The sequence below is a fragment of the Burkholderia sp. MSMB1588 genome (genome assembly GCF_001546925.1).
Lineage (GTDB): Bacteria > Pseudomonadota > Gammaproteobacteria > Burkholderiales > Burkholderiaceae > Burkholderia > Burkholderia humptydooensis.
Window position 1 is genome coordinate 377,362 of record NZ_CM003770.1, and the last position, 21,962, is coordinate 399,323.

22 protein-coding genes and 1 pseudogene are annotated in these 21,962 nt (G+C 69.2%); 9 read left to right on the forward strand and 14 right to left on the reverse strand.

Features of this window, described 5'->3' with window-relative positions:
• Positions 1 to 116 precede the first annotated feature (116 nt).
• Complete coding sequence (locus WS92_RS01515) at positions 117 to 863, reverse strand: beta-ketoacyl-ACP reductase (protein ID WP_006028038.1); 747 nt, start codon at positions 861 to 863, stop codon at positions 117 to 119.
• Positions 864 to 1,527: 664 nt separating this feature from the next.
• Here WS92_RS01515 and WS92_RS01520 point away from each other — a divergent pair.
• On the forward strand, positions 1,528 to 2,310 hold the full coding sequence (locus WS92_RS01520; protein WP_015603434.1) for a helix-turn-helix domain-containing protein: 783 nt from the start codon (positions 1,528 to 1,530) through the stop codon (positions 2,308 to 2,310).
• A 148-nt stretch (positions 2,311 to 2,458) separates the two neighbouring features.
• Here the strand turns inward: WS92_RS01520 and WS92_RS01525 are convergent, their stop codons facing one another.
• Together WS92_RS01525 and WS92_RS01530 are read right to left on the reverse strand one after the other, a co-directional pair.
• Positions 2,459 to 3,445 carry a zinc-dependent alcohol dehydrogenase family protein gene (locus WS92_RS01525; protein ID WP_059930712.1) on the reverse strand — a complete coding sequence of 329 codons (987 nt, stop codon included), beginning with the start codon at positions 3,443 to 3,445 and terminating at the stop codon, positions 2,459 to 2,461.
• Complete coding sequence (locus tag WS92_RS01530) at positions 3,445 to 3,672, reverse strand: DUF3562 domain-containing protein (protein WP_015603168.1); 228 nt, start codon at positions 3,670 to 3,672, stop codon at positions 3,445 to 3,447. Before WS92_RS01530 ends, WS92_RS01525 begins: the two co-directional genes overlap by 1 nt.
• Positions 3,673 to 3,897: 225 nt before the next feature.
• Here WS92_RS01530 and WS92_RS01535 point away from each other — a divergent pair, with 225 nt between their 5' ends.
• Together WS92_RS01535 and WS92_RS01540 are read left to right on the forward strand one after the other, a co-directional pair.
• Positions 3,898 to 4,245, forward strand: coding sequence for a c-type cytochrome (locus tag WS92_RS01535; RefSeq protein WP_141667946.1), 348 nt, complete (start codon positions 3,898 to 3,900; stop codon positions 4,243 to 4,245).
• Entirely contained in the window at positions 4,227 to 4,655 is a 429-nt protein-coding gene (locus WS92_RS01540; protein ID WP_041862020.1) for a DUF3564 domain-containing protein, read from the forward strand. The genes WS92_RS01535 and WS92_RS01540 overlap by 19 nt, the downstream gene beginning before the upstream one ends.
• Positions 4,656 to 4,842: 187 nt before the next feature.
• On the opposite strand, the gene WS92_RS01545 is transcribed toward WS92_RS01540, so the two are convergent.
• Positions 4,843 to 5,130, reverse strand: a complete 288-nt coding sequence (locus tag WS92_RS01545) for a hypothetical protein (RefSeq protein WP_006028044.1) — start codon at positions 5,128 to 5,130, stop codon at positions 4,843 to 4,845.
• A 328-nt stretch (positions 5,131 to 5,458) separates the two neighbouring features.
• Between WS92_RS01545 and WS92_RS01550 the strand changes: the two genes are divergently transcribed.
• Together WS92_RS01550 and WS92_RS01555 are read left to right on the forward strand one after the other, a co-directional pair.
• Positions 5,459 to 6,415 carry an LOG family protein gene (locus WS92_RS01550; protein WP_059930714.1) on the forward strand — a complete coding sequence of 319 codons (957 nt, stop codon included), beginning with the start codon at positions 5,459 to 5,461 and terminating at the stop codon, positions 6,413 to 6,415.
• 255 nt (positions 6,416 to 6,670) lie between these two features.
• Positions 6,671 to 6,943, forward strand: coding sequence for a hypothetical protein (locus tag WS92_RS01555; RefSeq protein ID WP_006028046.1), 273 nt, complete (start codon positions 6,671 to 6,673; stop codon positions 6,941 to 6,943).
• A gap of 253 nt (positions 6,944 to 7,196) precedes the next feature.
• On the opposite strand, the gene WS92_RS01560 is transcribed toward WS92_RS01555, so the two are convergent.
• The 3 genes and pseudogenes from WS92_RS01560 to WS92_RS34105 form a co-directional block, all read right to left on the reverse strand.
• Complete coding sequence (locus WS92_RS01560) at positions 7,197 to 7,847, reverse strand: BON domain-containing protein (protein ID WP_006028047.1); 651 nt, start codon at positions 7,845 to 7,847, stop codon at positions 7,197 to 7,199.
• Positions 7,848 to 8,042: 195 nt separating this feature from the next.
• Positions 8,043 to 8,455, reverse strand: a pseudogene (locus WS92_RS01565) (sulfotransferase); the annotation flags it as partial.
• A gap of 68 nt (positions 8,456 to 8,523) precedes the next feature.
• On the reverse strand, positions 8,524 to 8,898 hold the full coding sequence (locus tag WS92_RS34105; protein WP_141667947.1) for a hypothetical protein: 375 nt from the start codon (positions 8,896 to 8,898) through the stop codon (positions 8,524 to 8,526).
• Positions 8,899 to 9,241: 343 nt separating this feature from the next.
• Here WS92_RS34105 and WS92_RS01570 point away from each other — a divergent pair, with 343 nt between their 5' ends.
• Positions 9,242 to 10,063 carry a polysaccharide deacetylase family protein gene (locus tag WS92_RS01570; RefSeq protein ID WP_059930767.1) on the forward strand — a complete coding sequence of 274 codons (822 nt, stop codon included), beginning with the start codon at positions 9,242 to 9,244 and terminating at the stop codon, positions 10,061 to 10,063.
• A 21-nt stretch (positions 10,064 to 10,084) separates the two neighbouring features.
• Here the strand turns inward: WS92_RS01570 and WS92_RS01575 are convergent, their stop codons facing one another.
• The 7 genes from WS92_RS01575 to WS92_RS01605 form a co-directional block, all read right to left on the reverse strand.
• The gene (locus tag WS92_RS01575) at positions 10,085 to 11,569 is read right to left on the reverse strand and encodes an efflux transporter outer membrane subunit (RefSeq protein WP_059930716.1); all 1,485 of its coding nucleotides are present in this window, start codon (positions 11,567 to 11,569) and stop codon (positions 10,085 to 10,087) included.
• Positions 11,547 to 12,632, reverse strand: coding sequence for an HlyD family secretion protein (locus WS92_RS01580; RefSeq protein WP_015603696.1), 1,086 nt, complete (start codon positions 12,630 to 12,632; stop codon positions 11,547 to 11,549). Before WS92_RS01580 ends, WS92_RS01575 begins: the two co-directional genes overlap by 23 nt.
• Positions 12,629 to 13,333 (reverse strand): ABC transporter ATP-binding protein, encoded by a 705-nt coding sequence (locus tag WS92_RS01585; RefSeq protein WP_006028052.1) that lies wholly within the window; start codon positions 13,331 to 13,333, stop codon positions 12,629 to 12,631. Before WS92_RS01585 ends, WS92_RS01580 begins: the two co-directional genes overlap by 4 nt.
• Positions 13,330 to 14,466, reverse strand: a complete 1,137-nt coding sequence (locus WS92_RS01590) for an ABC transporter permease (protein ID WP_059930718.1) — start codon at positions 14,464 to 14,466, stop codon at positions 13,330 to 13,332. The genes WS92_RS01585 and WS92_RS01590 overlap by 4 nt, the downstream gene beginning before the upstream one ends.
• Positions 14,463 to 14,714, reverse strand: a complete 252-nt coding sequence (locus tag WS92_RS01595; RefSeq protein WP_059930720.1) for a DUF2964 family protein — start codon at positions 14,712 to 14,714, stop codon at positions 14,463 to 14,465. The genes WS92_RS01590 and WS92_RS01595 overlap by 4 nt, the downstream gene beginning before the upstream one ends.
• Positions 14,715 to 14,750: 36 nt before the next feature.
• Complete coding sequence (locus tag WS92_RS01600) at positions 14,751 to 15,221, reverse strand: universal stress protein (RefSeq protein WP_009915825.1); 471 nt, start codon at positions 15,219 to 15,221, stop codon at positions 14,751 to 14,753.
• Between the two features lie 211 nt (positions 15,222 to 15,432).
• The gene (locus tag WS92_RS01605; RefSeq protein ID WP_059930722.1) at positions 15,433 to 16,128 is read right to left on the reverse strand and encodes a TetR/AcrR family transcriptional regulator; all 696 of its coding nucleotides are present in this window, start codon (positions 16,126 to 16,128) and stop codon (positions 15,433 to 15,435) included.
• Positions 16,129 to 16,394: 266 nt separating this feature from the next.
• On the opposite strand from WS92_RS01605, the gene WS92_RS01610 reads away from it, so the two are divergent.
• From WS92_RS01610 to rbbA, 3 genes are read left to right on the forward strand one after another with little or no spacing between them, the layout of a single operon-like run.
• A complete protein-coding gene (locus WS92_RS01610) occupies positions 16,395 to 17,924 on the forward strand; it encodes an efflux transporter outer membrane subunit (RefSeq protein WP_059930724.1) in 1,530 nt (509 codons plus the stop codon).
• The gene (locus WS92_RS01615; RefSeq protein WP_059930726.1) at positions 17,921 to 18,994 is read left to right on the forward strand and encodes an HlyD family secretion protein; all 1,074 of its coding nucleotides are present in this window, start codon (positions 17,921 to 17,923) and stop codon (positions 18,992 to 18,994) included. Before WS92_RS01610 ends, WS92_RS01615 begins: the two co-directional genes overlap by 4 nt.
• Positions 18,991 to 21,960, forward strand: coding sequence for a ribosome-associated ATPase/putative transporter RbbA (gene rbbA / locus WS92_RS01620; protein WP_059930728.1), 2,970 nt, complete (start codon positions 18,991 to 18,993; stop codon positions 21,958 to 21,960). Before WS92_RS01615 ends, rbbA begins: the two co-directional genes overlap by 4 nt.
• Positions 21,961 to 21,962 lie beyond the last annotated feature (2 nt).

Below are 21,962 nucleotides of genomic sequence, written 5' to 3' on the forward strand. Positions count from 1 at the left end.
CCGCACGACAAGGCAGCGCGACGCCGGCCGCCACACGCGCATCGTGTCCGGCCGCAGCGCACCGCTCGACCGCCGAAGTGCGCCGAAGCCGTGCGAACGGCGTCGGCGCACTCTGGTCAGGACATGTGCATCCCGCCGTTGATCGCGAGATCGGCGCCGGTGATGAACGCCGCGTCGTCCGAGCACAGGAACGCGATGAACGCGGCCACTTCATCGGGCTGGCCGAGCCGGCCGACCGGGATCTGCGGCAGGATCTTCGCTTCGAGCACGTCCTGCGGCACCGCTTCGACCATCGCGGTCGCGAGATAGCCGGGCGACACCGTGTTGACCGTGATCCCGCGCTTCGCCGTTTCGAGCGCGAGCGTCTTCGTGAAGCCGTGAATGCCCGCCTTCGCCGATGCGTAGTTCGCCTGACCGAATGCGCCGCGCGAACCGTTCACCGAACCGATGTTGACGATGCGTCCGAAGCGCCGCTCGACCATGCCCGCAATGAACTGTTTCGTCACATTGAACATCGCGTCGAGATCGGTTCGCATCACCGCGTCCCAGTCGCCCTTCGTCATCTTCACGAACGTCGCATCGCGCGTGATCCCCGCATTGTTGATCAGCACGTCGATCTTGCCGAAATCCGCGAGCACCTTCTCCGCGCACCGCTCGCACGATTCGAAATCCGCGACGTCGACCGCATACGCCTTGAAATCGCGTCCGGCATCGCGCTCGTGCATCAGCCACGTCGACACATGATCGTTGTGCTCCGAATGCGACACCGCCACAGCCATGCCGGCGTCGTGCAGCCTCCGGCTGATTGCCGCACCCAATCCGCCCATACCGCCCGTCACGAACGCCACGCGTTTTGCTTCCATCACGGCCTCCCGATGAGGTGCCCGGTGCGGCATCGACGCCGCGCGCCCCGCAAACGGGGTCGCGCGGTCGCCATCCGGGCATGGGTTGAGAAATGTGTTGCTCGCGGCGCGCGGCGAACGCGCGCGCCGATTCGCGTGTGCGGCGACATGCCTTCGCCCGCCGCCGCGACGCGAGGTGAAACCCCTCAAAGCTATCGCGTTTTACTGTAAGCGCGCACTCACGCGATCCGTTGACCTGAGTCAAACGAACAAACAGCAACACTCCGTGCCACTGCTGTAGGAAACGACCTACAGCGCTACGCTGATGCTTACGCCAAGTTCAATGTTTGCCAATTTCGATGCAGCAATCCGCGTTCCATACTGGCAATCACAGGGGCAGTCCGTGGAGGATCGCTCCGACCCGCGTTTCGTCGTCTATGCTCTTAGCGGGCAGCTTGCGTCGGCCGGTTCGGCAATCGCAACGAAATGGCGGATTGCGCACGACGACGTGCGAGCCTGGCCCCGGGCGACCACCCCGGCAGCTTGCAGTCGCCGTCCGGCACGCCGCGCGGCGCGCGTCGATCGCTTCGTCGACGCCGTCGCGCAGAGCGGCACCGCGTGCCGCGCCACGTGTACGCCACGCCCGATCGTGCCAGTCGGGCGTCGCGCATGAAAGGAGTCGATTATGCCAACCGCCTCTGTCAATGAAGCCGCGCCCTGCACCGAGCCGCAGCGGCCGGTGTTCCTGCCGCACCCCGTCATGGCCGACGACGCGCCGAAGCTGCCGGCGACCCGCTGCTCGACCTGCGCGATACGCAACGTGTGCATGCCGGCCTGCCTCACGCCGAGCGAATTGGCCAGGCTCGACGCGATGGTGTGCACGACGCGCCACGTCAAGCGCGGCGACGCACTGTTTCGCACGCACGACACGTTCCAGAGCATCTATGCGGTGCGCACCGGCTCGTTCAAGACGGTCGTCATGCACCGCGACGGCCGCGAGCAGGTGACGGGCTTTCAGATCGTCGGCGAGACGCTCGGCCTCGACGGCGTGTGCAGCGGCCGCCACAACAGCGACGCGATCGCGCTCGAGGACAGCACCGTCTGCATCATCCCGTTCGCGCAGCTCGAGGCCGTGTGCCGCGAAGTGAAGCCGATGCAGCACCACGTGCATCAGTTGATGAGCGGCGAAATCGTCCGCGAATCGAGCCTGATGATGCTGCTCGGCACGATGACGGCCGAGCAGCGCGTCGCCGCGTTCCTGCTCAACATCTCCGAGCGTTTCCAGAAACGCGGCTATTCCGCGTCGGAGTTCAACCTGCGGATGACGCGCGAGGAAATCGGCTGCTATCTCGGGATGAAGCTCGAGACGGTCAGCCGGATGCTGTCGAAGTTCCAGCGCGACAAGCTGATCGCGCCGCGCGGCAAGCAGATCCGCATCACCGATCCGCAGGGGCTCGCGCGCGTGTGACGCATCGCGCGCGGCGGCGCGGCGCCGAGCGGACGCGCCGACGTTTCGGCATGCCGGCATGTCCGCATCTCGACGCGCAGCCGCGCCCGCACGCCGCGGGCGCGTCCGTTCCGGGCGGCTGACGCGGTGCGTTGCGCGCCGCCCCGCCTCAGCGCATCGTCAGCACCGCCGCCCCCGTCAGACGTCCGGCGCGCAGATCGTCGAGCGCCTGGTTCGCCTGCGCGAGCGGATACGGCGTCGCCTCCACGTCGAGCTGCACGTCGTTCGCAATCCGCATGAATTCCGCCGCGTCGTCGCGCGTCAGGTTCGCGACCGACACGATCCGCCGCTCGCCCCACAACAAGTCGTACGAAAATGACGGAATGTCCGACATGTGAATCCCGCCGCACACGACGATGCCGCCCTTTACGACCGCCGCGAGCGCGGCCGGCACGAGCGCGCCGACCGATGCGAAGATCAGCGCCGCGTCGAGCCGCTCGGGCGCGGCTTCGTCGCTGCCGCCCGCCCATGCGGCGCCGAGCCGGCGCGCGAGCTGCTGCGCGGCGGCGTCGCCCGGGCGCGTAAACGCGTAGACGGTGCGCCCCTGAAAGCGCGCGACCTGCGCGACGAGGTGCGCGGCCGCGCCGAAGCCGTACAGGCCGATGCGCCGCGCGGAGCCCGCCATCTTCAGCGTCCGGTAGCCGATGAGGCCCGCGCACAGCAGCGGCGCCGCATGGATATCGTCGTAGCGGCTCGGCACGTGCACGCAGAAGCGCGCGTCGGCGACCGTGCGCTGCGCGTAGCCGCCGTCGATCGTGTAGCCGGTGAAGCCCGGTGCATCGCACAGGTTCTCGCGGCCGCTCGCGCAATACGCGCAGTGGCCGCATGTGCGGCCAAGCCACGGCACGCCGACGCGCTCGCCGATCGCGAAGCCCTTCGCGCCCGCGCCGAGCGTGGCGACCGTGCCGACGATCTCGTGCCCCGGAATCACCGGCCGCTTCGGATCGCGCAGATCGCCGTCGACGACGTGCAGATCGGTGCGGCACACGCCGCATGCGTGCACGTCGATCAACAATTGTCCCGCCGCCGGCACAGGGTCCGGCAGCTCGGTTTCGCGCAGCCGCGGCGCGCCGCCGTCGAACACCATCGCGTGCATCAACGCGCTCCCGGACGACGCGCATGCGCGTCGTCCGCCGCGCGCGCGGGCGACGCGATCCGTTCGCGCACGCGCCTGATCGCGATCACGCGCAGATAGTCGTGAACGCGCGCGCCGTCCGCGAGGCGCGCGATTTCGTCATCGAGCATGTGCATCAGCTCTCCCTCCGTGATCGAACGACGCCGCGCGGCGGCGAGCAGCGAATCGAAAAGCATGTCCTGGCGCATGATGCGTGTTCCCTGTCCGTCATCGAATCCGACGGTTCCAGCGTAGGCCCATCGTCATCGATTGAACCCCCGCGGCGCGGGCGCGGCTTGACTTGCGTCAAGCGTCGCCGGGTCGCGCCTGCGCCCGCCCGCGACGATTTCACCCGAACTGCATTGACCTGCGTCAATCGCCGCTCCCCGCCGCTGCTTAGACTGGAATCGGATCTCCCGAGCGAGGCGCACGCCATGACGAACAGTCTGCAGAATATTGCGCTGGCGTGCACGCTGAGCGCGGTCTGCGTCGGCGCGGCGAGCGGCGCCGACGCGCAGGTGCGCGAGCCGACCGCGCTCGTCGACCAGCAGCATTGCATGTTCTGCCACGCGCCGAACATGCCGTTTCTCGCGCCGTCGTTTCATCAGATCGCGGAACGCTATCGCGACGTGCCGAACGCCGCCGCGATGCTCGAGCAGAAGCTGCGCCGCGGCGGGCGCGCGCACTGGGGCGATACGCCGATGCCGACCGCCCCCGAGCGCGACGGCCCGCTGTCGGAGGAAGACGCGCATACGTTGATTCAATGGGTCATGAGTCAGTAGCGCGGCATCGCCGCGCGTTCGACAAGGAGCGAACCGTGCGCATCACCGTTCATCTCGATACGTTCGCGTCCACCGATCCGGCCGCCTACGCGATCCTGTGGATCGACACGGCGAAGCGCAGGTGGTCGCGCGAAGGCCATGCGGGCGTCGAACTGCCTGCGTGGGGCAACATCGTCTGCCGCGACGGCGCGACGCGCGTGACGGGCGCCGACGACGCGCATTCGCTGTGCGTGCTCGAAGGTCTCGACCTTGGCGCGAAGCAGGGCCCGTTCGAGGGCGAGACGGGCGCGGCGCGCTGGTATCCGCACGCGCATCGCGCGCCAGTCGTCGGCGAATGGCATGTGCAGTGCGTCGACGAAGCCGGCGCGCCCGCCGAGCACGAACTGTTCACGGGGCGAGAGACGTCCTGAGCGGACGGCGCCGCCGCGCCGGTGCGCTGGCTCGTCGAGTCACGGAATCGCGATTCCGGCCGGCGATCGTTTCGGCAATTCGCCGGGCAGCGGGATCATCGGATCGCCGGCAACACGCGATCCGCCGTCGGATTCGCGCCGCCCGCTTCGCCGCGCGGCCGCTGCCGGGCGTCAGGTCGCCGGGCCGTCACGCGAACGCCGCGGCAAGCTCGCGTTCCGCTGCGTCGAATGCCCGCTGGATCGCGTCGAGCGGATCGGCGCCCGTCATGTGCGGAATCGGCTTCAATTCGTAGTCGCGCGTGATCAGATCGAGACGGACGTCGTACGTCGTGTGCGCGGTGCCGGCGCCGAGCGCCTCGATCGCGAGGTGACAGCCCGCGAGGCGCGCACCGAATCGCTCCAGTCGGATCAATTGGATGCTCGCCTCGGCTTCGAGCTGCGCCGATCCGGCGAAGCCGAAATAAGCGATCTGCATTCCAATTCCCATTGCCTTTTCTCCCCTGGCGCTCATGCGGCAAAGCGGGATGACGTGCCGGAGCGATAAGCATTGCGTCCATCTTCGGGGCGCCTGACTAGCATCTTCCGGCTCCCCGACGGATGTCGCTTGATATGCGTCAAGCGTGAGTCCGATACCGGGCGCGCCGCTCTGCTGCAACGCGGGCGCGCGCCGACTTCGCGGCGGCGCGGGACAGCCGCGCATCGTCGCCCCGGCTTTGTCGGCCGACGTTGACCGCGATCAAGCGGCGCGCAACGATCCGGCTTAACGTGGTCATCGTCCCGACCTTCCGTATCCGGACAGCGCGATGAACCGACCGCCTCCGCCACGCGTCAAGCGCCGCCGCGCGCAAGCCGCCACGCCCGCCTCCGCGCCTGTCGCCAGAAAGCGCGCGACGCCGCGTCGCGCGCGCATCGCGCCGAAGAACCGCGCACCGCTGTCGGCCGCCGTCGAGCGGCTCGTATCGAGCCCGACGTACCGGCAGGCCGACGAGGATCTCGCGTTCCTGCAACGCCCAGAAATGTGCGGCGTGCGCTTGCAGCTCGATTACTGGAAGACCGAGGAAACGCTGCAGCGCTTCGGCATCTGCGATACGGTCGTCGTCTACGGCAGCACGCGGATCGTGTCGCCCGCCGTCGCGCGCGCGAGGCTCGCCGACGCGCAGCGCGAGCTCGCCGAGCGTCCGAACGATCCCGAGCGGCGCCATGCGGTCAGCGTCGCGGTGCGGCTGCTCGAGCGCAGCCATTACTACGGCGTCGCGCGCGATCTCGGCCGGCTCGTCGGCGAGACCGGCCCCTCGCCGCATCCGCGGCGCCTCACGATCATCACGGGCGGCGGCCCGGGCATCATGGAAGCGGCCAATCGCGGCGCGCACGAAGCGGGCGCGCCGAGCGTCGGGCTCAACATCACGCTGCCGCGCGAGCAGCATCCGAATCCCTACGTGACGCCCGAGCTGTGCTTTCGCTTCCACTACTTCGCGATCCGCAAGCTGCACCTGCTAGAGCGCGCGAAGGCCGCCGTGTTCTTCCCCGGCGGCTACGGCACCTGCGACGAATTGTTCGAAGTGCTGACGCTGTTGCAAACCCGCAAGATCGCGTCGCTGCCCGTCGTGCTGGTGGGCTGCGCGTTCTGGCGCTCGGCGGTCGATTTCGGGTTTCTCGTCGACGAAGGGATGATCGATCCGCGCGACGTGGAACTGTTCCGGTTCTGCGAAACCGCCGACGAGATCTGGGCCGCGATCGGCGGCCAGCATCACCCCGCGTAGCCCCGCAGCGCCGCTCGCGCGCATTCCGCGCTCGTCGTCGCGCTCTTTCCGGGTTCTCCCGTAAGGGGCTTTCCTACATTGGCGAACGCGCGCATCCGATCTGTAGGAAAACGCCGATAAGCCCGCCGCATTTCCTACGGCAAGCTCGGTGCGCGCTGCTTGGAACCGAGCTCGCGCCGCCCGATACTGTCATTGCAGACACGCATTGCGCGACGAATGCAACGAGGATCGCGCCACGGGAATCAGGAGGCCGCCATGTCATACCAGGACGTCTATACGGAATCGGGCTACCTCGCTTATGGCCGCGCCGAAGCGACGCCCGCCCCCGAAGCGGATCGCGCCGCGCAGCCGGCGGCACGCGCCGATCGGGCCGACGCGCTCCTCGCGCTCGCGCGCGAAGCCGGCATGCTCGTCACGCTCGACGGCCAGATCGGCCGCGAACGCTATCAGAGCGTCGCCGGCTCCGTCGCGTCGCTGATGCGCTTCGTGACCGCGCTCGAACATTCGCTACTCGACGCAGACCACTGACATGCTCGCCTGCGAAACCCCGGCCCGCTGCTCGCGGTGCCGCAGCACGCGCACGTCGCGCGCCGTCGCCGCCCGCGCGCGCAGCCGCCGCACCAATTCCGCGTCGCGCCGCTACGCATCCGGCTGCCGCTAACCGAAGCGGGCGCGCGTGCGCTTCGCGCCGCCGTCCGCGCGCACGTCTTCATTCGTTTTCGCCTCGCGAGCCACGCAACACCATCTCCTCTCGACGGCTCGCGAGCGTCTTTTCCAACCGTCACTCGACGACCAGATCGTCGACCACCGCCCGCACGCCGCGCGTCGACCAGGCGGCGCCGCGCGCGACCGCGCGTTCCGCATACGAGCCGACCTTGCCCGACAGCGTGACGGTGCCGTCCTTGACCGCCACGTCGATATGATTCGCCTCGCGCTCCGCATGGCGTTGCATCGCGCGCCGGATGCCGCCCGCGATCTCGTCGGCGCTCACGTCGCCGAGGACTTCGATCTGGTTCGTCACGCCCGTCACGCCGCGCATCTGCGAAATCGCGCGAACCGCGACATGGCTCTGATACGACCAGTCAACCTTGCCCGACAACGTCACCCAGCCCGATTCGACCTGCACCTGCACGGCCGCGTCGTGCAGCCCGACGGTCCAGTGCAGCATCGACCGCACGGCGTCGGCGATCGCCTCGTCGGTGCGCACGTCGTCGCCAGGCAACCGCACCTGCACGTCGATGACGACCGCCCGCACGCCCGCGACCCGGTTCGCCGCCATCTCGGCCGCGAGCTTTTCCGCGTAGCTCGACGGATGGCCGGTCAGCGTGACGATGTGCCCGGCGACGTCGACGCTGAAATGCGCGACGTCGATCATCGGGTCGCCCGTCAGTTCGTCCTCGACTTCCTGCTTGATCTGCCTGTCCGTTTTCATCGCTCGCTCCCCCTGAAAACGCGGCGCGCATCCGCCGCTTCAGGACAGCTTTGCATACGCGCGCCACGGATTTCCTGATGCACGTCAAGTACGGACCGGCGCTTCGCGAGCCGCATGTGCGGAGGATCGAAGATCGATCGTCGACGGGCGCGCACGCGCGGCGTTCCCGCGGCATTCGTCAGTCGGATACGTCGAGCAGTTCGACGCCCACAGCGCGGACATGCGCGAGATGCGCCGCGCCTCGGACGAATTCGCGATGTCGGGCATCCGCGGCAGGAATTCGATGCCGAAGAACGCGCATACGCGCTGCAGCGTGTGCGCCTGATCCGACAGGAAGTCTTCGTAGCGGATCGTCAGCACGCGCTGCGGATGGCGCGCGATCAGGGCGTCGGCGTAGTGCACGCTGTCGAGCGACTTGTCCATCACGACGCGCGCGCCCTCGCGATGCGGTGGACGCTGCGCGGCGCGTGCCGGACCGCATCGAAGATCTCGACCGGATCGAACGCGACGCCGGGACATTTGACCATGCTCGCGGCCTGCAGGCCGACGACGTACAGCGGATACGGCGAATAGAACTGCGAATTGAGATTCAGCCGCAGCGGAATCATCGGCACGGGGCAGTGGCGGACGGCGTCGGTCGCGCCGCCGGTTGAGGGATGCGTCATGCGATGTTCCGTCAGGAATCCTGCCGTGTGTCGGGCGGCGAATCGCGCGAGCGCGACGAACAGGTGCGGGTCGCAGCGCCGATTGAAGTGCCGGTCGCACACGAAGCACTGCAGGCGCCGGAATCATGTGGCGGAATCGATCCGGCGGCAAACAAGCCGGTCGGAAATGCGTCGAGGTCATCGAGCGACGAGAAATGCTCAGGATTCCATTTCGATTTATTCGCGCCATTTCTTGTTGCGCGCGTCGAATAAAAATCGACTTGCGGCAAACGTTCGGCTCCGGCAATGGCGCTGTCGATATCCGGAATGCGCTCCGCCCGCGAATCAAGCGAAGCGGACCCGCGCGAACGGCGCATCGCCGCCCCGGCAATCCGTATCGACGACATGCAACACGCAAACGGGCGCGGATTTGACGCACATCAAGAATCCTGCGTGCAGCCACCGGTCACATCGCCGGCATCCGCCTATAGTGGCGCCCTGCATTGGTGCGACTGCGTTGACCTGGCTCAACGCACGCAGGCATGCGCGGCGCATGCTGGTACACAAATGCTTCGCATGCTGCTCTCGAGGCTCGAAAGTCCGTTCGTCCAGCGCCGCTTGGCAGCATCTGCCGATGCGCCGACAGCGCCATTCGGCGCGCTGCGAAGAACGCTCGCGTCCGGCCTCCGATCGCAGCCTGCATGCCGCCGGCGCGACGCCGGCCCCGACAACCCAGCGACGAACATCACCATGCCATCTCGTTCCCGGTTCACCTGGCGCACGGCCGTTTTCGGCCCCGGCTTGCGGCCCGTCTCGCGGATCGTCGCTGCCGATGCGTCGAGCGGCGCGCCCGCCGACGCGCCGCCGGCCGACGTCGCCGTGCTCGTCTATCACCGCTTCTCGAACGACTCCGGCGCCGATCCGATGACGGTGGGCACCGCGACGTTCGAAGCGCAGCTCGCGTACCTGCGCCGGCTCGGCTACCGGATCGTTCCGTTGCGCGACATCGTCGGCTGGATGCGCGGCGAACCCGTCGTGCTGCCGCCGAAGGCGGTCGCGCTGACGGTCGACGAGGGGCATGCGTCGATCTTCGATTGGGTGCGCACGATCGCGCTGCGCGAGCGAGTGCCGATCACGCTGTTCGTCTATCCGTCCGCGGTCGACGAATCGCCCGGCTCGCTCACGTGGCATCAACTGCGTGTGCTGCACAAGACCGGCTGGTTCGACGTGCAGTCGCATGCGTGGTGGCATCCCGATCTGAACGCCGCGCACCGGTCGTCCGCGGCGTTTCGCGATGCGACGCGCGCGCAGTTCGAACAGGCCCGCGCGCGCATCGAGCGCGAGATCGGCAACACGGTCGATCTGCTCGCCTGGCCGTTCGGCGCGTTCGACGGCGAACTCGGCGCGGCCGCGCGCGAGGCAGGCTACGTCGCGGGCTTCACGCTCGAGCCGAGCAAGATCCGGCACGACACGCCGATGCTCACGCTGCCGCGTTTCCTGATGGTCGAGGAATGCAAGCCGGCCGTGCTGCGGCGGCTGCTCGCGAAAACCGGCGCGGCGCTGACCCGCTGACCCGAGCAGCGCGCGGGAACGTCACCGTTGCCGCGAATCGCCCCACCCGCCGCCGAGCGCCGCATACAGCGCGACCGTGTCCTGCAGCCGCTGCGCGCTCGCCTGCACCCACGCAAGCCGCGCCTGCCGGTATTGCTGATCGGCCACCAGCACCTGAAGATAGCCGGCCGCGCCCGTCTCGAATTCGATCGTCACGAGCCGCAACGCTTCGCGCGCCGCGTCCGTCGCGCGCGACTGCGCATCGAGCGCCGCGGCGTCGTGATCGAGCGCGCGCAACGTGTCGGCAACCTGCGCGAACGCGCTCAGCACAGTTTGCCGATACGCGGCGCTCGATTCGTCGAACGCGTCGATCGCGGCCTTGCGCTGATACCAGAGCGCGCCGCCATGAAAGAGCGGCGCGGTGATCGACGCGCCCACGCTCCACGTCTTGCCCGCCGCGCCGAACAGCGCGGACGCGCGCGTGGCGTCGAAGCCGCCCGATGCGGACAGCGTGACGCCCGGAAACAGCGCCGCGGTCGCGACGCCGATGTTCGCGCTCGCCGCATGCAGCGCCGCCTCGGCCTGCAGGATGTCGGGCCGGCGGCGCACGAGCTCGGACGGCACCGTCTGCGGCAGCTCCGCCGGCAATGCGATTTCGGCGAGCGACAGCTCAGGCGGCGCGCGCTCGGCCGGATAGCGGCCCGCGAGCGTGGCGAGCAGGTCGTCGGCCTCGCCGGTCTTCTGCTCGAGCGCGGGCAGCGACGCGTCGAGCGACGCGCGCGCCGCCTCGAGCGAAAGCACGGCCGAGTATGCGCTCGCGCCCGCGTTCACCTGCGCGCGCGTGAGGCGGATCTGCTCGTCCGTCAGCGCGATCAGCTCGCGCGTGACCGCAATCTCGTCCGCATACGCGGCGCGCGCGATCATCGTGTTGACGACGTTCGCGGCGAGCGTCAGGCGCGCGGCCGCAAGCGCATGGCGCTGCGCGTCGGCCTGCGCGGCGAGCCCTTCGACGTTGCGCCGCTCGCCGCCCCAGATGTCGAGCGCATAGCTGACCGTCGTCGACAACGTGAACAGATTGAAGATCGACGCGGGCAGATTCGCGCCCGTGCGCAACGGCACGTAGCGCTGCCGCGACGCGCCCGCCTGCGCGTCGGCTTGCGGATAGAACACGCCCGCGCCCGCGATCAGTTCGTGCTCGCTGCGCGCGAGCGTCGCCTGCGCGCGCGCGAGCGTCGGGCTGCCGGCGAACGCGTCGTCGACGGCCGCGTCGATCTTGCGCGAGCCGAACAGCCGCCACCACGCATCGGGAAACGGCGCGTCGGGCGCGAGCGTCTGCGTCGCGCCGCTCGCGGCGAAGCGCGTGCGCGCGGCGTCGTCCGGCACGTAGCCCGCGACGGACGGCCGCGCGGGCCGGACGAAGTCGGGCCCCACCGCGCAGCCGGCGACGAGCGCCGCACAGCCGAGCGCGAGCGCAGCGCCGCGCAGCCGGCCCCGGTGCGCGCGACTAGTCGGACGCGATGTACACATCGACGATCTGCCCTGGAAACAACCGCAGGTCCTTGCGCGGCACGACGCGGAAGATCACGGGCAGGACGCGCACGTCGACGCGCTCGGTCCGCTGGTCGGACAACTGGATCTTCGGCGTCACGTACGGCTGCACGCGCACGAACGCGAGATCCGCCTCGGTCGTCGTGCCGCGCACCGACATGTGCGCGTGCGGCACCTTGCCCGCCGGCAGCCGGCTGATCAGGATTTCGTCGACGTAGCAGCGCACCTGCAGGCGGCTCGCGGGCGAGCCGAGCACGATCGCGGGCGTCGTGCCCTGTGTGTACGTGTCGTACATGCCCTGCGGCGACAGATACGAGCCGAGCGCCGCATTCATCGCGAGCACGACGCCGTCCGCCGGCGCGCGCAGCGTGTAGCGCGCGAGCAGCGCGGCCGACGCGTCCGCCGCCTTGCGCAGCGCGGCGGTCTGCTTCTCCTGGTTGCGAACGTCGTAGGCCCACGCGCCCGCGCGCGTGAGCCGGTACTGGCGCGTGACGACAGCGAGGTTCGCACGCGCGACCTTCACGCCGTTCGATGCGTTGTCGAGCGCGTCGCGGCTCACGGCCTTCGGATCGATCGCGAACGCGCGCTGCTGCTTGTCGTACTGATCCTGCGCGGTCTTCAGGCTCGCGGCGGCCGCCTCCACCTGCGCGGCGGCGACGTCGAGCGTCTCGCGGCGCGGCTGCGCCTTCAGCTCGTCGAGCATCGCCTGCGCGGCGTCCGCCTGCGCGGCGAGTTGCGCGGCGGTCGCCTTCTGCACGGAATCGTCGAGCGCGAGGAGCGCGTCGCCCGCCTTCACCGCATCGCCCTCGTGCACGAAGATCCGCGTGACCGGGCCCGTGACGTCCGGATACAGGTTCACGTTCGCGCCGGAGGTCTGATCGCTCTCGACGATGCCCGTCGCGTAGACGCCGCGCGGATACGGGTTCGACGCGGGCTTGAACACGGGCGGCTGCGGCGGCTCCTGGATGCTGTAGACCCACGCGGCGGCGACGCTCGCGAGAAACCCGACGATCGCGGCGACGAAGACGATACGCCGCTTCACAGGCCGCTCCCGTTCTCGATCGCGGTGAGCTTGCCGTCCTCCATTCGCAGGATGCGGTCCGCGTAGTCGAAGATGCGGCTGTCGTGCGTGACGATGACGATGCAGCGCTTGTCGCTGAGCACCTTGTGCTTGACGAAATCGATGATCGTGCGGCCCGTGTCGCCGTCGAGCGACGCCGTCGGCTCGTCGAGAATCAGGATGTCCGGCTGGCTCACGATCGCGCGCGCGATCGCGACGCGCTGCTGCTCGCCGCCCGACAGCTTCACGGGCGGCAGCGACGCGCGGTTCCTCAGGCCGACGACGTCGAGATATTCGTGCGCGTCGGCGAGCGCGCGATTCCAGTCGCGGCGCTTGAGGATCAGCGGAATCGCGACGTTCTCGGCCGTCGTCAGGCGCGGAAACAGATGGTAGTCCTGAAACACGAAGCCGATCCGGTTGAGCCGGAATTCGGCGATCGCGTCGTTGTCCTGCGCCCACAGATCGACGCCGTCGACGATCACGCTGCCCGCGTCCGGCCGCAGGATGCCGGACATCACGCTGAGCAGCGTCGTCTTGCCGCTGCCCGACGGCCCGACGATCAGCAGCATCTCGCCGAAACGCGCCTGCACCGACACGTCGGCGAGCGCGCGCGTGCGCGCGTCGCCCTCACCGAACCACTTGGTGAGCCCGCGCGCGTCGATCGCCAGCCCCGTCATCGTCATCCCCTGAAAATGTCGAACGGCTCGATCCGCAGCACGCGGCGTACGCCGAGATAGCTCGACAGCCCCGCGATCACGACGACCATGCCGAACGCGAGCGCGAGATTGCCGTACGTGATGAGCGCCGCGTAGCTCGGCAGGCGCAGCCGCGCGAAGCTGATGAGCGCGGTGCAGAGGCCGACGCCGAGGCCATAGCCCGTGAGCGCGGTGAACGTCGCCTGGAACAGGATCATCGCGACGAGCTCGCGGTTCTTCGCGCCGATCGCCTTCAGCGCGCCGAATTTTTCGAGGTTCTCGATGATGAACGTATAGAACGTCTGGCCCGAGATCGACAGCCCGACGATGAAGCTGATCGCCGTCATCAGCAGGATGTTCGTGCCGACGCCCGTCTCGTACTTGTAGAAGTCCGAGATGCGCTTCATGAATTCTTCTTTCGTGTACGCGCGATAGCCGAGCGCGGCGACTTCCCGCTTGATGCGCGCGATGTCGCGGTCCGACTTCGGCTCGACGAGGATGTACGACGTCGTGTAGCGCGTCGACGGGATGTAGCGCGTCGCGCGCGCGTAGGTCGTGTAGAGCGTCGGCGTGCCGAACAGGCCGCTGCTCGCGACCTTCGCGATGCCCACGATCACGCCGCGGTTGTCGTTCAGCTCGAACGTCGTGCCGAGCTTCGGGTTCTTCAGCTTCGGGAACTCGGCGTCGTCGATCGCGATGAAGCCGTTTTCCGCGTAGATGTCCTCGATGCGGCCCGCCTTCATCGTCGGCCGGCCGAGCAGGCTCGCGTCGTCGAGGCCGATCACCGTGACGGCCTGATAGGTGCCGTCGGCAAGCTTCACGAGCGCGCCGCCCGAATAGATCGGCACCGCGTACTTGACGCCGTCGACGCTGCGCACCGCATCGAGCACGTAGGCCGGCATGCCGATGCTGCTCGCGATCGTCTGCACGCCGGGGTCCATCACCCACACCTTCGCGCCGACGTTGATGACGGTCGACGACGATTTGTTCAGAATCCCTGCGAACAGCGACGTCATCTCGACCATCAGGAACACGGCGAACGTGATCCCGACGATCAGTGCGGTGAACTTCGCGCTGTCGTTGACGAGCAGCTTGAACGCGAGCCTCAGGATCCCGTTCACGATGCGTCGCGCGTGCCCCCCCGGCGACGGTCGGCGAATGCGACGCGCTGCCGCGCGAACGCGGGGGCGAAGACCGGCCGGCAATACAGGTCGACGAAACCGAGCATGCCCGCCGCGATCGCGAACAGCACGAAATACGGAGCCGAGCCGTCGGCGACGAGCAGCCCGCGCACCGCGCCGATCAGGCCGGCTTGCGAAGCGAACACGGCGACGGTCGAGGCGATTGCCTTGCGGTCAGAATGCATCATGTCGTTCTCCTGGTATCCGGGGCGCGCACGGCGCGCTCATACCTGCACTTGATGCTCGGCTTCCTCGCCGCGCACGAGCAGCACCGGGCAGTGCGACGCGCGCAGGAAACGCTCGGCGACGCTGCCGAGCACGACGCGCCGCACGCCGCGGCGGCCGTGCGTGCCCAGCACGACGAGATCGGCGCCGTGCTGCTTCGCGCAGCGCTCGAGCGCCTGCGCGACTTCCTCGCCGATGCCGGCCGTCTCGAACAGCTCGGCATCGCCCGGCACCTGCGCGGTTTCCATCTCTTTTTCCGCTTCGACGAGCGCCTTGCGGCCGTCGTCGCGGAAACCTTCGAGAAGCGCGTTCGGATCGAAATGGCCCGCGTAGCTGAACACCACCGACTTGTCGACGACGTACACCGCATGGACGCGCCCGCCCGTCGCCTTCGCGATCTTGATCGCCTCGGCCAGGGCGCGCTTCGAGATGTCGCTGCCGTCGAGCGCCACCATGATCTGCTGATACATACCAACCTCCTGATTCAAGTCGATGTCGTTTCGGCGGCCGGCGATCCGGCGCATTCGCGCGCGTCGGAAAGCCGCTTCGCGCACCGGAATCCCTTGCCGTTGCAACGAACCGTTCGGGCTGCCGAAAACATGGGTTCATGATCCGGCGTTCTGCGTATGAAAAGTTGACTTCCGTCAACGTTCCGCCGTGCGGCGCGCGGATTCCCGCATTTCACCGGGTCAGCAGTTCCTCGATGAAGCGCGCGTAGTCGCGGCGCGACGCGGCAACCTCGCGCCGGGACGGGGGCGCGGCGCGCAGCGCCCGCCGCAGACAGGCTTGCGTGAGGGGCGCGACGAGCAGCAGCGGCGTGCGCGCGGCGATGCCGTCGCGCAACTCGCCCGCATCGACGCCCTGCCGCACGAGCCGGCCGACCACCGTCGCGAACGCATGCTCGATGTGCTTGCGCCAACGCTCGACCGCGTGCGGCGCGCGCCGGCTTTCGGCGATCAGCAGACGCAGCATCGCGATCACCGGCTCGCTCGTCGACCACGTGTAGAGATCGCCGGCGAGCAGATCGACGATTGCCGCGAGCGATTCGAATGCGGGCACGGGCGCGGCGGACGCACGAGCGGCGCGCGCCGCGTTCGATGCGCCCGGCAGCGGCGGCATCAGCGCGCGCTCGAGCAGCGCCTCGAAGATCTCGTCCTTGCTGCCGAAGTGCGTGTAGACGCCGCCCTTCGACATCCCCGCGCGCGCGGCGATGTCATCGATCCGCGCGCCCGCGAAGCCGCTCGCCGAGAACTCGGCGAGCGCCGCGTCGAGGATCTGGTTGATGCGGATATCGGCGGGCAGGCGGCAGCGCGGCGGCCGGGCCGGCGCCTCGTGTCGCGCCGCAGCCGCCCGCTCGTTGCCGTTCCGGTTTCGCATGGTCCGCCGCCGCTTCGCCGCCCGACAGGCGGCCGTTCGTTGTGCCGTTCGTTTCGCGATGCGCGACGCCCGCGAACCGGACGCACCTGCACCGTGCATGCCGACATCTTAAAAACTGACCAGTCGGTATCTCACTGACTCAGATCAAGACAGGACACGGTAATCGTCGGATATAAAGGGGGCACGAGAGCGCCGCGCGACGGTGAGCATTTTCGGGAGCGCGCGGCTTCCACGAAGCACCGTCGGCTTCATCGACCACCGAGGACATGACCATGCGCAACGATGCGCGTCACGACGAACGGCATCAGCGGCGGCCCGGCATCGCGCGCCGCGCGCCGCGGCACGCCGCCGCGCTCGCGCTGTGCGCGGCCGTGTCGGGGTGCCTCTCGCTCGCGCCCGACTACGCGCGCAAGCCGCCGCCCGTGCCCGCTTCCTACCCGGCCTATCCGGGCGACCCGGCAGGTGCCGACGCGCGCGCGCTCGGCCAGCTCGACTGGCGCGCGTATTTCGTCGACCCGCGCTTGCAGGCGCTGATCGAAACCGCGCTCGCGAACAACCGCGATCTGCGGATCGCCGTGCAGCGCGTCGAGGAGGCGCGCGCGACGTACGGCATCCGCCGCGCGGACCAGTTCCCGACGATCGCCGCGAACGCCGCGTACCTGCGCTTTCGCGAGCCGGGTGGCCTGCTGCTGCCGAGCCCGATCATCGGCGAGCTGTATTCGGCGTCGCTCAGCGAAGTGCAATGGGAGATCGACTTCTGGGGCCGCGTGCGCAGCCTGAAGGCGGCCGCGCTCGACACGTTCCTCGCGAGCGACGCGTCGCGCCGCGCGGTGACGGTGAGCCTGATCGGCCAGGTCGCCGACGCGTATCTGGCGCTGTGCGCATACGGCGAGCGCCTTGCGCTCACGAACGAGACGATCGCGAGCCGCCGCGACTCGCTGCGGATCTTCCGCCGGCGCTACGAGGAAGGCGCGATTTCGAAGCTCGATCTGACGCAATCGGAAATCCTGCTGCAGCAGGCGCAAACGCTCGGCTCGCAGCTCCAGCAGGCGCGCGACGTGCAGCAGCACGCGCTCGACCTGCTCGTCGGCACGAGCGCGGCCGCGCCTACGCCCGCTTCGCTCGACGACGCGAGCATCGCGCCCGATCTCGCGCCCGGCCTGCCGTCCGAGCTGCTCGCGAACCGGCCCGACATCGTCGCGGCCGAGTATCAGTTGCGCGCCGCGCACGCGAACATCGGCGCCGCGCGCGCCGCGTTCTTCCCGCGCATCGCGCTGACGGGCTCGATCGGCACCGGCAGCACCGAGCTGCACAACCTGTTCGCGTCCGGCACGACCGCTTGGAACTTCATTCCGAACCTGTCGGTGCCGATCTTCGATGCGGGCCGCAACATCGGCAACCTGAAGCTTGCGAACGCGCGCCGCGATGAAGCGCTCGCGCAATACGAGAAGACGGTCCAGGCGGCGTTTCGCGACGTCGCCGACGCGCTCGCCGCGCGCCACTGGCTCGCCGATCAGGTGCGCATCGCGCAGGAGACGCTCGCGACGCAATCCGAGCGCGCGCGGCTCGCGAAGCTGCGCTACGACAGCGGCGCCGCGCGCTTTCTCGAAGTGCTCGACGCGCAGCGCGACCTGCTGAATGCGCAGCAGCAGCTCGTGCAGACACGCCGCGCGCTGCTGGCGAGCCGCGTCGCGCTGTACGCGGCGCTCGGCGGCCGTCTCGACGAGCCCGCGCGCGACGGCGCCGCGCCGCGCTCCTCCTCCGAACCCCCAGCGCAACAAGGTCCGTTGTCATGATCCAAGTCACCAGGAAGCAGATCGCCGCCGCCGCAGCCGTCGCCGTGGTCGCGCTCGGCGGTTACTACGGCTGGACGCTGCTGCGCCACCAGGGCCCGGGCGACGGCTTCGCGAGCGGCAACGGCCGCATCGAGGCCACCGAGATCGACGTCGCGACGAAGCTGCCCGGCCGCATCGACGCGATCCTCGTCGACGAAGGCGATTTCGTGAAGGCCGGCCAGCCGCTCGCGAACATGCAGATCCAGGTGCTGCGCGCGCAGTACGACGAAGCGACCGCGCAGCGGCAGCGCGCGCTGAACACCGCGGCCGGCGTTCAATCGCAGGTCGCGCAGAGAAAGAGCGACAAGGCGGCCGCGCAGGCGATGGTCGTGCTGCGCGACAGCGAACTCGACGCCGCCCAGCGCCGGCTCGCGCGTTCGGAAACGCTGTCGCGCGAAGGCGCATCATCGATGCAGGAGCTCGACGACGATCGCGCGCGCGCGCGCAGCGCGCAGGCGGCCGTATCCGCGGCGGCCGCGCAGGTCGCCGCCGCGCAGGCCGCGATCGAGGCGACCGAGGCGCAACTCGTCGCCGCGCACTCGGCTGTGACGGCGGCCGACGCGACGGTCGCGCGCGTGCAGGCCGACATCGACGACAGCCAGCTCGCGTCGCCGCGCGACGGCCGCGTCCAGTACCGCGTCGCGCAACCGGGCGAGGTGCTGCCGGCGGGCGGCAAGGTGCTCAATCTCGTCGATCTTTCGGATGTCTACATGACGTTCTTCCTGCCGGAGACGGTCGTCGGCAAGGTCGCGCTCGGCGCCGACGCGCGCATCATCCTCGACGCCGCGCCGAACTACGTGATTCCCGCGACCGTGTCGTTCGTGTCGAGCACCGCGCAGTTCACGCCGAAGACCGTCGAGACCGCGAACGAGCGGCAGAAGCTCATGTTCCGCGTGAAGGCGCGGATCGATCGCGAGCTGCTGCAAAAGCACCTGAAGCTCGTGAAGACGGGGCTGCCCGGCGTCGCGTGGGTGCGCGTCGATCAGGGCAAGCCGTGGCCCGCGCAACTGATGGTCAAGGTCCCACAGTGAACGCGTCGAGCGTCGTTCGCTTCTCGGACGTGAGCCTGCGCTACGGCAAGACCGTCGCGCTCGACCGGATCACGCTCGACGTCCCGGCCGGCCTCACGACCGGGCTGATCGGCCCGGACGGCGTCGGCAAGTCGAGCCTGCTCGCGCTCGCGTCCGGCGCGCGCGCGCTGCAGACGGGCGGCGTCGACGCGCTCGGCGGCGACATGCGTTCGCGCCGCCATCGCGAGCGCGTGTGCCGGCGCATCGCGTACATGCCGCAGGGGCTCGGCAAGAACCTGTATCCGACGCTCTCCGTCGAGGAGAACCTGCAGTTCTTCGCGCGCCTGTTCGGCCACGACGCCGGCGAGCGCCGCCGCCGGATCGACGCGCTCACGCAGAGCACCGGCCTCTTTCCGTTCCTGTCGCGGCCGGCGGGCAAGCTCTCGGGCGGGATGAAGCAGAAGCTCGGCTTATGCTGCGCGCTGATCCACGATCCCGATCTGCTGATCCTCGACGAGCCGACGACGGGCGTCGATCCGCTCGCGCGCGCGCAGTTCTGGGATCTGATCGCGCGCATTCGCGACGAGCGGCCGACGATGAGCGTGATCGTGGCGACCGCGTACATGGACGAGGCGCAGCGCTTCGACTGGCTGATCGCGATGGACGCGGGCCGCGTGCTCGCGACGGGCGCGCCCGCCGAGCTGCTCGCGCGCACCGGCTGCGATTCGCTCGAAGCGGCGTTCATCGCACTGCTGCCCGAAAACGAGCGGCGCGGCCACAAGCCGGTGAAGATCGAGCCGCTGCGCGCCGACGCGCGGGCGGGCACCGCGATCGAGGCGCGCGGCCTGACGATGCGCTTCGGCGATTTCACCGCGGTCGATCACGTGAGCTTCCGGATACGGCGCGGCGAGATCTTCGGCTTTCTCGGCTCGAACGGCTGCGGGAAGTCGACGACGATGAAGATGCTCACGGGCCTGCTGCCCGCGACCGAAGGCACCGCGCAACTGTTCGGCAAGGAAGTCGATCCGAAGGACATCAACACGCGCCGGCGCGTAGGCTACATGTCGCAGGCATTCTCGCTGTACAGCGAGCTGACGGTGCGGCAGAACCTCGTGCTGCACGCGCGCCTGTTCGGCGTGCCGGCCGCCGAGATCGACGCGCGCGTCGACGAGATGGCGCGCCGCTTCGGCCTCGCCGACATCTACGGCATGCTGCCGGACAGCCTGCCGCTCGGGATGCGGCAGCGGCTGTCACTCGCGGTCGCGATGGTGCACAAGCCGGAGCTGCTGATCCTCGACGAGCCGACGTCGGGCGTCGATCCCGTCGCGCGCGACAGCTTCTGGCAACTGATGATCGACCTCGCGCGCCGCGATCTGGTGACGATCTTCATCTCGACCCACTTCATGAACGAGGCGCAGCGCTGCGACCGGATCTCGCTGATGCACGCGGGCCGCGTGCTCGCGAGCGATTCGCCGGCGGAGCTCGTGCGCGCGCGCGGCGCGGCGACGCTCGAGGACGCGTTCATCGGGTATCTCGTCGATGCGTCGGCGCAGGACGCGGACGGCGGCGCGGGCGCGGGTGCCGGCGCGGCCGATCGCGCGGCGGGCGGCGCCCCCGCCGGCCGCAACGCGACAGTCGATGCCGATGCCGATGACGCCGCACGCGCGCATCCCGCGGCCGATGTCGCGGCTCGTGCAGGCGACGCACCTGCGGCGCGGGCCGAAGCCGGCAGCGAAGCCGGCGGTGAATCCGTCACCGAAGCCGCCACCGCTTCGCATCCCGAACCGAACGCGCCGGCCGCCCACGCGCCGCTCGCTGCCGTGCCGCGATCGAGCTCCGCCCCGGCCGAGCCGCCCCATCGCGCATTCAGCGCGCAGCGCACGCTCAGCTACATGTGGCGCGAGATGCTCGAACTGCGCCGCGATCCGGTTCGCGCGACGCTCGCGCTGATCGGCTCGCTCGTGCTGATGTGCGTGATCGGCATCGGCATCAGCCTCGACGTCGAGGACCTGACCTACGCGGTGCTCGACCGCGACCAGACCGAACTGAGCCACGACTACGCGCTGAACCTGTCCGGCTCGCGCTATTTCGTCGAGCGGCCGCCGATCGCCGACTACGCGGAGCTCGACCGCCGGATGCGCGACGGCGAGCTGTCGCTCGCGATCGAGATTCCGCCGAACTTCGCGCGCGACGTCGAGCGCGGCGCGCCCGCGCAGATCGCGATGTGGATCGACGGCGCGATGCCGCAGCGCGCGGAGACGATCCGCGGCTACGCGATCGGCATGCATACGATGTGGCTCGCCGACAAGGCGCGGCACCGCCTCGGCGTGACGCTCGCGCCGCGCGCGGAGGTCGTCACGCGCTACCGCTACAACCCGGACGTGAAAAGCCTGCCGGCGATGATCCCCGCCGTGATGCCGCTGCTGCTGCTGATGCTGCCCGCGATGCTGACGGCGCTCGCCGTCGTCCGCGAGCGCGAGCTCGGCTCGATCCTGAACCTGTACGTGACGCCTGTCACGCGCACCGAATTCCTGATCGGCAAGCAGGTGCCGTACGTCGTGCTCGCGATGCTGAACTTCCTGTTGATGACGATGCTCGCGCGGATCGCGTTCGACGTGCCCGTCAAGGGCAGCTTCATGACGCTGCTGCTCGCCGTGCTGATCTTCAACGTCGTCGCGACCGGCATCGGCCTGCTCGCGTCGACGTTCACGCGCAGCCAGGTCGCCGCGATCGTGATGACGATCATCGGCACGATGATCCCCACCGTGCAGTTCGCGGGGCTGCTCACGCCGCTGTCGTCGCTCGAAGGCACCGGCCGCTTCATCGGCCTCGTCTATCCGGCCACCTACATGCTGTCGATCAGCCGCGGCGTGTTCAACAAGGCGCTGTCGCTGCAGGATCTCCACTCGCAGTTCTGGCCGCTCGCCGCCTCGGTGCCGGTGATCCTCGGCGCGACCATCCTGCTCTTGAAAAAACAGGAACGCTGATC

Bases quoted from the DNA above. Each gene is read 5' to 3' on its own strand.
- WS92_RS01615 (WP_059930726.1), top strand. From the start codon at position 17,921: ATGATCCAAGTCACCAGGAAGCAGATCGCCGCCGCCGCAGCCGTCGCC.
- WS92_RS01520 (WP_015603434.1), top strand. From the start codon at position 1,528: ATGCCAACCGCCTCTGTCAATGAAGCCGCGCCCTGCACCGAGCCGCAG.
- WS92_RS01600 (WP_009915825.1), bottom strand. From the start codon at position 15,221: ATGTATCAGCAGATCATGGTGGCGCTCGACGGCAGCGACATCTCGAAG.
- WS92_RS01545 (WP_006028044.1), bottom strand. From the start codon at position 5,130: ATGCAGATCGCTTATTTCGGCTTCGCCGGATCGGCGCAGCTCGAAGCC.
- WS92_RS01610 (WP_059930724.1), top strand. From the start codon at position 16,395: ATGACCATGCGCAACGATGCGCGTCACGACGAACGGCATCAGCGGCGG.
- WS92_RS01540 (WP_041862020.1), top strand. From the start codon at position 4,227: ATGGGTCATGAGTCAGTAGCGCGGCATCGCCGCGCGTTCGACAAGGAG.
- WS92_RS01605 (WP_059930722.1), bottom strand. From the start codon at position 16,128: ATGCGAAACCGGAACGGCAACGAGCGGGCGGCTGCGGCGCGACACGAG.
- WS92_RS01585 (WP_006028052.1), bottom strand. From the start codon at position 13,333: ATGACGATGACGGGGCTGGCGATCGACGCGCGCGGGCTCACCAAGTGG.
- WS92_RS01535 (WP_141667946.1), top strand. From the start codon at position 3,898: ATGACGAACAGTCTGCAGAATATTGCGCTGGCGTGCACGCTGAGCGCG.
- WS92_RS34105 (WP_141667947.1), bottom strand. From the start codon at position 8,898: ATGTCGTCGATACGGATTGCCGGGGCGGCGATGCGCCGTTCGCGCGGG.
- WS92_RS01555 (WP_006028046.1), top strand. From the start codon at position 6,671: ATGTCATACCAGGACGTCTATACGGAATCGGGCTACCTCGCTTATGGC.
- WS92_RS01525 (WP_059930712.1), bottom strand. From the start codon at position 3,445: ATGCACGCGATGGTGTTCGACGGCGGCGCGCCGCGGCTGCGCGAAACC.
- WS92_RS01515 (WP_006028038.1), bottom strand. From the start codon at position 863: ATGGAAGCAAAACGCGTGGCGTTCGTGACGGGCGGTATGGGCGGATTG.
- WS92_RS01570 (WP_059930767.1), top strand. From the start codon at position 9,242: ATGCCATCTCGTTCCCGGTTCACCTGGCGCACGGCCGTTTTCGGCCCC.
- WS92_RS01560 (WP_006028047.1), bottom strand. From the start codon at position 7,847: ATGAAAACGGACAGGCAGATCAAGCAGGAAGTCGAGGACGAACTGACG.
- WS92_RS01550 (WP_059930714.1), top strand. From the start codon at position 5,459: ATGAACCGACCGCCTCCGCCACGCGTCAAGCGCCGCCGCGCGCAAGCC.
- WS92_RS01530 (WP_015603168.1), bottom strand. From the start codon at position 3,672: ATGCGCCAGGACATGCTTTTCGATTCGCTGCTCGCCGCCGCGCGGCGT.
- WS92_RS01595 (WP_059930720.1), bottom strand. From the start codon at position 14,714: ATGATGCATTCTGACCGCAAGGCAATCGCCTCGACCGTCGCCGTGTTC.
- WS92_RS01575 (WP_059930716.1), bottom strand. From the start codon at position 11,569: ATGTGTACATCGCGTCCGACTAGTCGCGCGCACCGGGGCCGGCTGCGC.